Below are 11,552 nucleotides of genomic sequence, written 5' to 3' on the forward strand. Positions count from 1 at the left end.
CCGGACCATCCGCCCGGCCGTTCCGCAACAATGAAGCCGGGCCTACTCCGCCGGTGCGGCCGACATCTCCGGATGCGCGGCATAGTGTTCGCTGGCGCCGAGCTTGCTGGCCGCGAACAGGCCGGCGGCCATCACGGCGTAGGCCAGCGCGACCGTGGGGGTCACGCCAAAGCCGCCGCCGATGCCGACGGCCTCGCCATGCATGAAGCCGAAATAGGTCAGGATCGCCCCGACCAGCGCAAAGGCGGAGGCCTTCTCGAAATCGCGCTCGATGATGAAGACACCGATAGCGCCGAGGATGAGGCCGCCGAGGATGGAGCCGCCGCCCATGACTTCGAGGCCGTGATAGAACACGCCCTGCTGCGGCAGCGCCGCCACCGCTGCGGTCTTGACCGCGTCGGCCTTGTCGGCCGCCATCCCGCCGACGGTTGCTGCCGCAGTCATGGTCGAGGCCAGCATCGTATCGATCTGGAGCTTGGCCCAGGCGGCAAGGTGCGGGGTCAGTGCCAGCACGATCGCAGGCGCGTGCTTGACCGGCGTGGTCTGGAACGCCTGCGCGCCGATCAGCATGCCGATGTAGAGCAGGATCGGAGAGATCGCGACCACGGGCACCAGCGCCAGCAGCACCGAGATGATGCCGAACCAGGACAGCACCACCACCATGATGCCGGTCGCAGCCGAATAGCCGATTCGGCCGCCCATCGCCTTCCAGCCGGGATGGCCGATATAGACCGCGTTGATGAAAGGATTGCCCATCAGGCAGCCGATCAGGCTGACGACGCCGTCGGCGGTGAGCACGTGCGTGGTCGGATAGTCGTCGCCGGCCGCTTCCGCGCTCTCGACATTGTCCATGGCCTCGACGAGGTCGTAGATGCCGAACGGAATGGCGGTGACCAGGATGATGCCGAGGAATTCAAAGCCGGAGAAGACGTAGCCAAGCGCCGGGATCGGCACCGAGAAGCCGAAGTTCGCAAAGGCCGCACCGACGCCCGCGATGCTCAGGCCGCCGAGGCCGAGCCCGAACAGGTTCGAGCCCCAGGCGATGATCATGCCGGCCGCGATTGCGACGAGGCCCGCGGGAATGCCGCGCCAATACTTCACGCCGCCGAACCAGCTCACCAGGATGATGGCGAAGCAGACGAGACCGATCTGCGGCGTCATGTACATCTCTAACGCTGGCCGCATCGAGATGAAGGTGACGGAGACCCCTGCGAGCGTGCCGAGCAGCGCCGCGCGCGGCGTGATCTTGCGGATGAACGGCGCGATGAAGCCGCCGATCATCAGGATGAAGCTCTGGAAGAATACCCAGACGAGGCCCGCCGACCACCCCTTGAGCGGATCGCCGGTCTTGAGCGTGATCGGCAGCATGATCACGAAGGTCACGATGAACATGTGCGGCACGCTGACGCCCGACGGCAGCGCGCAGACGTCGTTGCGGCCGGTCTTCTGGGCCAGGCGATAGGCGAGATAGGCGTAATAGAAGGTGGAGAGACACATCATCAGCCCGAGCGCGGGCAGGATGCGGCCGAACACGAGGCTGTCGGGCATCTTCAGCACGAAGCGCAACAGGCCCGTGAGCACCAACATGTTGACGAGGATGTTGGTGCCGAAGCCGAACAACGCGTTCCAGTCGCCCGACGTCCATAGCGCCGGCTTGAAGTCGGACTTGTTCAGATCAGAACTGCCGGCCGCCCCCGTCAATGTGCTCATGATAGTACCCCTATGTGGTCGAAACCTTCATTGCCTCCAGAACTGCGGCTGAATCCGCGACCCAACCGAAGATGCCGCCCTGGGCCTTGATCATCTTCAGGCCCATCTCGTGAAACTCGGGGAAGTAGGACGCGCAGCCGTCGGCGATGACGACGCAGCGATAGCCGCGGTCGTTGGCCTCGCGCACCGTGGTGTTGACGCACACTTCGGTGGTGACGCCGCACACCAGCAAATTCTCGATGCCGTATTTCTCCAAGACCTCGCCGAGCTCGGTCGCGTAGAACGCCCCCTTGCCGGGCTTGTCGATGACGATTTCGCTGTCGAGCGGATAGAGCTCGGGAATGATGTCGTGGCCGGCCTCGCCGCGAATGAGGATGCGGCCCATCGGACCGGGATCGCCGATGCGAAGGCTCGGCGCGCCGCGCTCGACCTTGGCCGGCGGCGCATCGGAGAGATCGGGCAGATGCCCCTCCCGCGTGTGGATGACCAGCATGCCGGTGTCGCGCGCGGCCGTCAGCACCGCGCCGATCGGCTTCACCGCGCGCGCGAGCTGGCTGACGTCGTTGCCCAGCGTCTCGCCGAAGCCGCCGGGCTCCATGAAGTCGCGCTGCATGTCGATGATGAGGAGCGCGGTGGCGGGCCAGTCGAGCGCGATCGGCTCGGGCTCGGCGCTGACGACGCCCTTGGTCGGCTTGGCTGAGTTCAACATGACGGCCCCGCGAGAACTCTCCTGGCCGGGAGTTCTGCAAGCGCCGTGCCATTGTGTACAATTGCGGTTGAGCGCGGGTAGCGAGGGAATTTGTCGTCTGGTCAGAAGGTTACGCCGGCGATCGGCGTCTGCTTATTCCCTGTGCGACGGCTTCGCGCCGTGCATCTGCTTAAAGGATGAGCGGCCTCCGCTCGTCATTCCGGGGCGACGCGAAGCGTCGAGCCCGGAATCCATCGGGCGGCAGTGCGCGAGGTGAGATGGATTCTCTGATGCGCAATTGCGCATCATAGCTCGCGCTGCGCGCGCCCCGGAATGACGGGAGTGGGACTACCGCCCCGCCCCATACAACTGCCGATGCTCTTCCTCATACGGGGCGTAAGACTCCTTCAGCGTCGCCATGTTCAGCAGCATGGCCGCCACCATCGTGCCCGCCTTGTCGAACACGCGCGTCTTGACCCAGGCGCTTTCGGTGCGGCGGCTGCCGGACAGCGCGACCACTTCGCGCTCGACCTCGTATTCCTCGCCCTCGAAAAGTGGACCCTTCAGCAGGCGGATCTCCTGGTCGGCGAACAGGCCGACGGCCGGGCCCTTGGCCGGCAGCGGATCGTCCTTGGAGCGGTACTGGAACAGCACGCTCAGCATCTCCATCGGGATGATGGGCTTGCCCCACGGATTATCCGCGCCCGAATAGTACGGCGAGCTTTCGGTGATGACGGCGAGCTTCTGCCTCAGCGAGAACGGATAGAGGTCGCCCATGTTCTGGTCGAACGCCATGCGCACCGACTGCCGCTTGCTGGTCTGCGCCACCTTCACATCGCGCAAGATCACGGGATCAGTGAGCGGCTTGAGCTCGCCAAGGCGCGCCTCGAGCGCCGTTGCAACCGGCAAATCGCCGACTGATGCCGTGCCGCGCAGCACCTCAGTGCCGTCGCGCTTGACCATCTGGATCTGGCACTGGCGGGTGCCGGGCAATGGCTTCGCCAGGATCGCCTGCACCTCTTCGCCCTCATAGCAGACGCTGCGGTAATGTGCTGAAAGGCAGCCTATCTCGAACCAAGCCTGCCCCCACAGCCGCTCGCCGAGCGGAGCGAACTGGCTGAAATGCGTCGGGCCCTCGATCGTGCCGCCCTTGAAGCCGAGCTTCTGCGCGGTGGCGTCGTCATGGATCGAGGCGTGCGCGTCATAGGTCTGCGCCTGCAGCATCTGGCGTGGCTGACGCCACGGCCCGATCAGGGCCTCGGCCGTCTCCGTGATCTCGGTGTCGAATGCGTTTGCAGTCATGGCGCTCTCCGCGTGCAAGCCATGACTAGCAGGAGCGCCACGGATGCGGCCAGCGATATTGACTTCGCTGGCCCATCCTTTTGACTGTCACAATTCGCATCGCGCAGCCGCGATTCCTCCCGCAGCGCAAACCTCCCGCCGAACGAAAGACGAGGACTTCCGAATGACGCTGTTGCAGGTCGAGCTGGACGACAAATACCGGCTCGAATCGAAGCGGATCTTCCTGTCCGGCACGCAGGCCCTGGTCCGCCTGCCCATGTTGCAGCGCGAACGCGACCGGCTTCAGGGCCTCAACACCGGCGGCTTCATCTCGGGCTATCGCGGTTCCCCGCTCGGCATGTACGACCACGCGTTGTGGCGGGCGAAGTCGCACCTTCAGCAGCACGACATCGCTTTCGTCCCTGGTTTGAACGAGGACCTCGCCGCAACTGCGGTCTGGGGCAGCCAGCAGGTCGGCCTGTTTCCCGGCGCCAAGGTCGATGGCGTGTTCGGCATCTGGTACGGCAAGGGCCCGGGCGTCGACCGCTCGGTCGATGCGCTCAAGCACGCCAATGCCGCCGGCACCTCGCGCAACGGCGGCGTGCTGGCGCTCGCTGGCGACGACCACGGCTGCCAGTCCTCGACGCTGGCGCATCAGAGCGAGCAGGTGTTCGCGGCGGCGCTGATTCCCGTGATCAATCCTGCCACGCTCCAGGACTATCTCGACCTCGGCCTCTACGGTTTTGCACTGTCGCGCTTCTCGGGCTGCTGGGTCGGCTTCAAGGCGATCAGCGAGACCGTGGAGAGCTCCGCGTCGATCTATAGCGACCCTGAACGCATCCAGATCGTGGTGCCCGACGATTTCGAGATGCCGCCCGGCGGCCTCAACATCCGCTGGCCCGATCCGCCGCTCGAGGCTGAGAAGCGCCTGTTCGGCCCCAAGATGGCCGCGGTGCAGGCCTTCGCCCGCGCCAACCAGCTCGACCGCATGGTGCTAGATTCCAAGCCTGCGCGGCTCGGCATCGTCGCGACTGGAAAAGCCTATCTCGACCTGCGCCAGGCGCTCGTTGATCTCGGCATCACCGACAAGGACGCGCAGGACCTGGGCCTTCGCATCTACAAGGTTGCCTTGACCTGGCCGCTGGAGGAAAGCGGCGCGAAACGTTTCGCTGAAGGTCTTCAGGACGTGCTGGTGGTCGAGGAGAAGCGCGGCTTCATCGAAGACCAGCTGATGCGGATCCTCTACAACGTCGATGCCTCAAAGCGCCCGACCGTCACCGGCAAGCGCGATGAGCGCGGCGCACCGCTGTTGCCGAGCGAGGGCGAGCTGACGCCGACCATCGTCGCTGGCGCGCTGGTGGCGCGCTTGCGCAAGCTCGGCCATCACAGTCCCGTGCTGGAGCAGCGCCTCGCCAGGCTCGAGGCCTTCGACAACCCGGTGACGACCAGCACGCCGATCAAGCTCGCGCGCACGCCGTTCTTCTGCTCGGGCTGCCCGCACAACACCTCGACGCGGGTGCCCGAGGGCAGCCGCGCCATGGCCGGCATCGGCTGCCACGGCATGGCGCTGAGCATGCCGACCCGCCGCACGGATCTGATCTCGCATATGGGCGCCGAGGGCGTGAACTGGATCGGCCAGTCGCCCTTCACGAACGAGAATCACATCTTCCAGAATCTCGGCGACGGCACCTACACGCATTCCGGCCTGCTCGCCCTTCGTGCGGCTTCGGCCGCCGGCATCAACATCACCTACAAGATCCTCTACAACGACGCCGTGGCGATGACCGGCGGCCAGCCCGCCGAAGGCGCCTTCAACGTCGCGCAGATCGCCCATCAGGTCTGGGCCGAGGGCGTCAAGCGGCTTGCGATCGTCTCCGACGATCCCACGAAGTATCCGCAAGGCAATTACTTCCCGCAAGGCGCGACCATCCACCACCGCCGCGAGCTCGACGCCGTGCAGCGCGAGCTGCGCGATATCAAGGGCCTAACGGTCATCATCTACGACCAGACCTGCGCCGCCGAGAAGCGCCGCCGCCGTAAGCGCGGGCTCTATCCCGATCCCGCCAAGCGCGCCTTCATCAACGAGCTCGTTTGCGAAGGTTGCGGCGATTGCTCGCAGGCCTCGAACTGCGTCTCGGTGCAGCCGCTGGAGACCGAATTCGGCCGCAAGCGCCAGATCGACCAGTCGAACTGCAACAAGGACTTTTCCTGCGTCGAGGGCTTTTGCCCGAGCTTCGTCACCGTCCATGGCGGCTCGCTGAAGCGGATGAAGACCTCGGCTGTGGATTCCGGCCAGCTGTTCGCGGATCTGCCGCTGCCGCCGGCGCGTGAGCTGGACAGGCCCTACAACATCCTCGTCACCGGCATCGGCGGCACCGGCGTCATCACCATCGGTGCCCTGCTCGGCATGGCTGCCCATGTCGACGGCCGCGGCTGCTCGGCGCTCGACTTCACCGGCCTGTCGCAGAAGAACGGCGCGGTGATGAGCCATGTCCGCATCGCACGGAGGCCGGAAGATATTTCCGCGGTCCGCATCACCACGGGCGGCGCTGACGTCATCCTCGGCTGCGACATGATCGTTTCCGCGGGCCCGACGGCGCTGAGCCGCGCCGAGCGCGGCGTGACCAAGGCCTACATTAACGCCGATCTGCAGCCGACCGCGAGCTTCGTGCAAAACCCCGATCTCGATTTCGAGATGGGCGCGATGCAGACCGTGCTCCGCGACGCGATCGGCGACAACAACCTCGACATCATCGACGCAACAGGCATTGCCGCGGCCCTGATGGGCGATTCCATCGCCACCAACCCGTTCATGCTGGGCTTTGCGTTCCAGAAGGGCGCGATCCCGCTGTCGCTGGAGGCCCTGCTCCGCGCCATCGAGATCAACGGCGCTGCGATCGCGATGAACAAGCTCGCCTTCACCTGGGGCCGGCTCGCAGCCCACGACATGTCGCGCGTGCGCAGCGTGCTTCAGTTCAAGGCAAGAGCGTCCGCGCCGGCGAAATCACTCGACGACATCATCGCGACGCGCACCGAATTCCTGACCTTCTATCAGGACAAGGCCTATGCCGACCGCTACCTCGCAGCCGTCGCCAAGGTGCGCAAGGCGGAGAGCGCGGCTTTGCCCGGGTCAACCGAGCTCACCGAAGCGGTCGCAAAGAACCTGTTCAAGCTGATGTCCTACAAGGACGAATATGAGGTCGCCCGGCTCTACACCGACGGCAGCTTCGCCAAGAAAGTGTCTGAGAAGTTCGACGGCGATTTCACGCTGAAGTACCATCTGGCGCCGCCGATCTTCACCAAGCGCGACAAGACGACCGGACATCTGCAGAAGCAGGAGTTCGGCAGCTGGATGATCCACGCCTTCCGCGTGCTCGCCAGGCTCAAGTTCCTGCGCGGCAGCGTGTTCGATCCGTTCGGCCGCACCGGGGAGCGCCGGACTGAGCGGAAATTGATCGCGGATTATCTGGCGATGATCGACCAGCGGATCACAGGGCTGAAGCCGGATCAAATCCCGCTGCTGGCAAGGCTTGCGCGCGTGCCGGAGACCATCCGCGGCTTCGGCCACGTCAAGGAGGCCAACATCAGGCTGGCGGCGGCCGAGACGGCGCGGCTGGAAGCGGAGCTCGAGAACAGCCGCTTCGCCGCGGCGGCGGAGTAGAGGCTAGGCGCCAGCCTCTCTCCGCGTCAGCCACACACACGCTGTCATCGCCCGGTTCAGCGCGCCGGCTTGCGCTCGATCGGGTCGATGTCGATCGCACGCAGGCGGCCGAGGCGCAGCACGTCCATGGCGAGCCGCCGCCCGATCCGGTCGCGGTCGAGCACGCTGATCAGATCGTCGACGCCATTGATCTCGACGCCGTCGAGCCTGATGACGACGTCGCCGGGCAACAGGCCTGCCTTCGCCGCCGGTCCATCCGGCTCGATCTGCATCAGAAGCGCGCCCATCTTGTTCTCGACGCCGGCCAGCACCGCATGTCGCCGCGGGACCGGCGCGGTCTGCCCGGCGACACCGATATAGGCGCGGCGGACATAGCCGTGGCGGATGATCTCCGACAGCACGAATTGCGCGGTGTTGCTGGCCACCGCAAAACAGATTCCTTGCGCGCCATTGATGATCGCGGTGTTGATGCCGATCACCTCGGCATGCGACGACACCAGCGGCCCGCCGGAATTGCCGGGATTGAGCGCGGCATCGGTCTGGATCACGTCCTCGATGGTGCGCCCGCTCACCGAGCGGATCGAGCGGCCGAGCGCGGAGACCACGCCGGCCGTCACGGTCGATTCGAAGCCGAGCGGATTGCCGATCGCGATCACGAGCTGGCCGCGCCGCAGGCTCTTGGAATTGCCGAGCGCGGCATAGGGCAAGTGCCGCACGCCATTGGCACGCAGCAGCGCCAGATCCGTGTCGGGATCGGCGCCGAGCACCTGGGCGTCGCCGACATGGCCTTCGACGTCGCGCAGCCGGATCTCCTTCGACGTGCCGACCACATGACTGTTGGTGAGCACGAGCCCATCCGGCGAGATCACGATGCCAGAGCCGAGCCCGCCGCGCTCGCGACCGTTCGGCACCTTGGGGCCGGTCTCGACGCGCACGACCGCAGGGCCGACGCGATCGGTGACGTCGATCACAGCATTGGAATAGGCGTCCAGCAGCGCCCGGTCGTCGGCCGGGCCAGACGCCGTCGTTCGCGATGACGGTGCGTCATCGGCGATATCTGATGTGAAGTCCAACATGGCAAGAGTCCTTGAGGCTCACACAGATGGTGGCCTGTTCCCGCCGCCGCAAGGGCCCGCCTGGAGCGCAGCGCCGGGCTGCCCAGATGGCTAGGGCGGGCGCCTCAGCGAGCCACCTCTCGCCTTGACCGGATCGAGCAGCGACCAGTCCCCCTCTGGGAGCACATGGCCCTTGGGGAATGGCGCGCGCAGCTCGAGCCCCAGCGAGCCCAGCACGCGGTCGTCGCGGTAATAGCATTGCAGTACGACACGGACGAGCGTTGCCGCGGCGGCACCGCCGCTCTTCCGAAACTCGTGCACCACCGCATCGCGTCTGGCGGCATCGAACTCGGCAAGCGGGCCCCCGGCGAGCCGCGCCAAATGATCCAGCGCCGCCGCCACCAATTTGGTATCGCGACCGAGCGTTGCCAGCATGTCGGCCTGGATCGCGGGATCGTCGGCGCCCGGCACCTTGTACTCGTCGCTGGCCGAAATGATCATCGCGGCGATGGCGCGGAGATCGTCGCGTTGCCTGCGTGTCAGTTGGTTGTCTGCGGACATCACAGCCTCAATCGAACAAATTGGCCAGGCGCTGCTTCATCTGGTCGGCGATGTAGAGCGCGAGGGCCTGGATGGTGGAGGTCGGGTTCACGCCGCCCGAGGTGACGAAGATGCTGCCGTCGACGATGAAGAGGTTCTTCACATCGTGCGAGCGGCCCCATTCGTTGACGACGGAACGCTCGGGGTCGGTGCCCATGCGCGCGGTGCCGAGCAGGTGCCAGCCGCCCCAGGGGATCGGCGAGTTGACGCAGATGTCGCTCGCGCCGGCAGTCTCGAGGAACTCGCGGCCGCGCGCCAGCGCGTGCTCCATCATCTTCCGACTGTTCTCGCTGATGGTGTAGTCGACCTTCGGCGCGGGAATGCCGTGACTGTCCTTCAGCACCGGATCCAGCGTGACACGATTGTGCTCCTCCGGCAGATCCTCACAAATCGCGGAGAAACCTAAGCGATGGCCGTTGAGCTTGCGGAACACGCGGTGGTGATCCTCGCCCCACGGCAAGATGCCCTTTTGCTCGCTCACGACCGCTTCGAACACCGGCCCGGCCCCGCGCACGAACTGAACGCCATAGCCGCGCACGAAACCGCGCGACAGGTCGGTGTCATACCATTGCTTGCTCCACAGGCAGGTCGGCGGCGCGCGGTTGGAGTCAGTCGGCTCCTTCACATAGCCGTAGATCTGCGCATAGGGATGGAACATCAAATTCTTGCCGACGAGACCCGACGAATTGGCAAGCCCGTTGGGGAAGCGGCCCGATGCCGAGTTGAGCAGCAGCCGCGGCGTGCCGACGCCGTTGCAGGCGATGACGACGACATGCGCGGGCTGAAACTGCTCGACGCCGTCCTTGTCGTAATAGACCACGCCCGAGGCCATGCCGTTCTCGTCGGTGGTGATCTCGCGCACCCGGCAATGCGTGCGCAGCTCGACGCCGGCACGGATCGCATGCGGCCAATAGGTGATGTCGGTGGAGGATTTTGCGCCTTGCGCGCAGGCCGGCGTGCAATGGCCGAGATTAATGCAGCGCGCCCGGCCCTCGTAGTCCATCGTCGCGACCGTGGTGTCCGACGGCCACCAGTGCCAGCCGAGCTTGTTCATGGCCTTGGCGATGATGGCGCCGGACAGGCCCATCGGCTGCTGCGGCATCGGCGGATGCGTCAGCGGCGACAGCGGATCGCCTGACAGGCCTGACGTGCCCATCATGCGGTCGTTCTCTTCGAAGAACGGAGTCAATGCCTCGTAGTCGATCGGCCAGTCGTCGGCGACGCCGTCGAGCGTCTTCACCTTGAAATCGGAGGGATGCAGCCGCGGCCAGTGCGCGGTGTACATCACCGTCGAGCCGCCGACCGCGTTGTAGTTCACGACCTTGATCGGAGAGTTGTCGTCGTTGATCGGGTAGTCCTCGGGACGGCCGCGAACATTGGGGCTCGACGACCACTCGCCGTAGAACTTGGCCTCCCAGTCGCGGCCCGTGCTGGGATATTCCGCCGGGTTCATCCAGCCGCCCTGCTCCAGGCAGAGGATATGCATCTTGGTCTCGGCCAGCGACCACGCCACCGCCGCGCCCGAAGCGCCGGCGCCGATGATCAGGACATCCACCGGGTCTTTCATCGCAACCTTGTCCTCCCCCTCGCCGCTTACCGGGCGATTCGGCCTTGCGCGGTCAGCGAGGCCGGCGAAACGATACGGGCAGAGCGCCGGCGGAGTAAAGCGGCGGGGCCGGAATGTCGCACTTCGCGAGGCGCAGACCATTGGTCTCGCCACATCCGGATGCTAGGAACGGGGCGCACGAGCCATCGATAGCGAGACCGTATGTCCTTCCAGAAAATCTTTGCAGCCGCCCGCGCTTTTGCGCTCGTTTCGTTTCTCGCCTGGTCCGGATTTCTGGCCTCGTCCGGACCAGTTTCCGCGCTGACCGGCGCCGCGACGGCCCGTGACGGCAACTCGGTCCAGCTCGGCGACGTCACCTACCGGCTCGACGGCGTCGACGCGCCGGAGCTCGACCAGGTCTGCATCGACAATAAAGCCGATGCCTGGACCTGCGGCATCGAGGCCCGCGACCAGCTCGCGAAGCTCATCAACAAACGAACGGTGCGCTGCGACGATGTCGGACCCGAGAAGAGCTTTGGCAAGCGGCACCGCGCCATCTGCACGGCCGAAGGCGACAAGGCCAGCCTGAACGAGCAGCTGATCAAGCTCGGCTTTGCCCTCGCACGCGAGCCGATGAAGGCCAACGTCAAGCCGGCAGCCACCGAGGCCAAGACGACGGCGGCGGGGATCTGGAAGGGCTGTTTTGTTGCACCGCAAGATTTCCGCAGCGGCAAGAAGGACGGCGCGCTGCTGGGCACCGCCTGCCGCCCGGACCGCGACAAGGAAATCCGCGCCGTGCTGTTTCCGGAGGAGCTGACCATGCCCCCCAACTGCAGCATCAAGGGCAAGCTCGCGGTGCGCGCCCGCGTCACCGGCAATATCGGCATCTACCATCTGCGCGGATGTCCGAGCTATCCCGCGACCACGACACCGGATCGCTGGTTCTGCTCGGAGGACGACGCCCAGGCGGCCGGCTTCCGCAAGGCCTACAATTGCCGCCGGCCAAGGTGA

Annotated in this window: 8 protein-coding genes; 2 read left to right on the forward strand and 6 right to left on the reverse strand. The window is 65.7% G+C overall.

From position 1 onward, the window contains the following. Window positions 1-42 precede the first annotated feature (42 nt). The 3 genes from I6F31_RS01555 to I6F31_RS01565 all read right to left on the reverse strand — a co-directional run bounded on the left by I6F31_RS01555 (window position 43) and on the right by I6F31_RS01565 (window position 3,700). Window positions 43-1,710, reverse strand: a complete 1,668-nt coding sequence (locus I6F31_RS01555) for a regulator (protein WP_225184579.1) — start codon at window positions 1,708-1,710, stop codon at window positions 43-45. 10 nt (window positions 1,711-1,720) lie between these two features. Next, a complete protein-coding gene (locus I6F31_RS01560; protein WP_057026813.1) occupies window positions 1,721-2,419 on the reverse strand; it encodes an isochorismatase family cysteine hydrolase in 699 nt (232 codons plus the stop codon). Between the two features lie 327 nt (window positions 2,420-2,746). Beyond that, the gene (locus I6F31_RS01565; protein WP_057026814.1) at window positions 2,747-3,700 is read right to left on the reverse strand and encodes a hypothetical protein; all 954 of its coding nucleotides are present in this window, start codon (window positions 3,698-3,700) and stop codon (window positions 2,747-2,749) included. 163 nt (window positions 3,701-3,863) lie between these two features. On the opposite strand from I6F31_RS01565, the gene I6F31_RS01570 reads away from it, so the two are divergent. Further along, window positions 3,864-7,340, forward strand: a complete 3,477-nt coding sequence (locus tag I6F31_RS01570; RefSeq protein ID WP_225184580.1) for an indolepyruvate ferredoxin oxidoreductase family protein — start codon at window positions 3,864-3,866, stop codon at window positions 7,338-7,340. A 56-nt stretch (window positions 7,341-7,396) separates the two neighbouring features. Here the strand turns inward: I6F31_RS01570 and I6F31_RS01575 are convergent, their stop codons facing one another. The 3 genes from I6F31_RS01575 to I6F31_RS01585 form a co-directional block, all read right to left on the reverse strand. Then, the gene (locus I6F31_RS01575; RefSeq protein ID WP_225184581.1) at window positions 7,397-8,416 is read right to left on the reverse strand and encodes a trypsin-like peptidase domain-containing protein; all 1,020 of its coding nucleotides are present in this window, start codon (window positions 8,414-8,416) and stop codon (window positions 7,397-7,399) included. Window positions 8,417-8,506: 90 nt separating this feature from the next. After that, the gene (locus I6F31_RS01580; protein WP_225184582.1) at window positions 8,507-8,956 is read right to left on the reverse strand and encodes a hypothetical protein; all 450 of its coding nucleotides are present in this window, start codon (window positions 8,954-8,956) and stop codon (window positions 8,507-8,509) included. A 7-nt stretch (window positions 8,957-8,963) separates the two neighbouring features. Continuing rightward, entirely contained in the window at window positions 8,964-10,562 is a 1,599-nt protein-coding gene (locus I6F31_RS01585) for a GMC family oxidoreductase (protein ID WP_225184583.1), read from the reverse strand. A 201-nt stretch (window positions 10,563-10,763) separates the two neighbouring features. Here I6F31_RS01585 and I6F31_RS01590 point away from each other — a divergent pair, with 201 nt between their 5' ends. After that, complete coding sequence (locus I6F31_RS01590) at window positions 10,764-11,552, forward strand: thermonuclease family protein (RefSeq protein ID WP_225184584.1); 789 nt, start codon at window positions 10,764-10,766, stop codon at window positions 11,550-11,552.

It is taken from the genome of Bradyrhizobium sp. NBAIM01 (assembly GCF_020194115.1).
GTDB classification, from domain to species: Bacteria; Pseudomonadota; Alphaproteobacteria; order Rhizobiales; family Xanthobacteraceae; genus Bradyrhizobium; species Bradyrhizobium yuanmingense.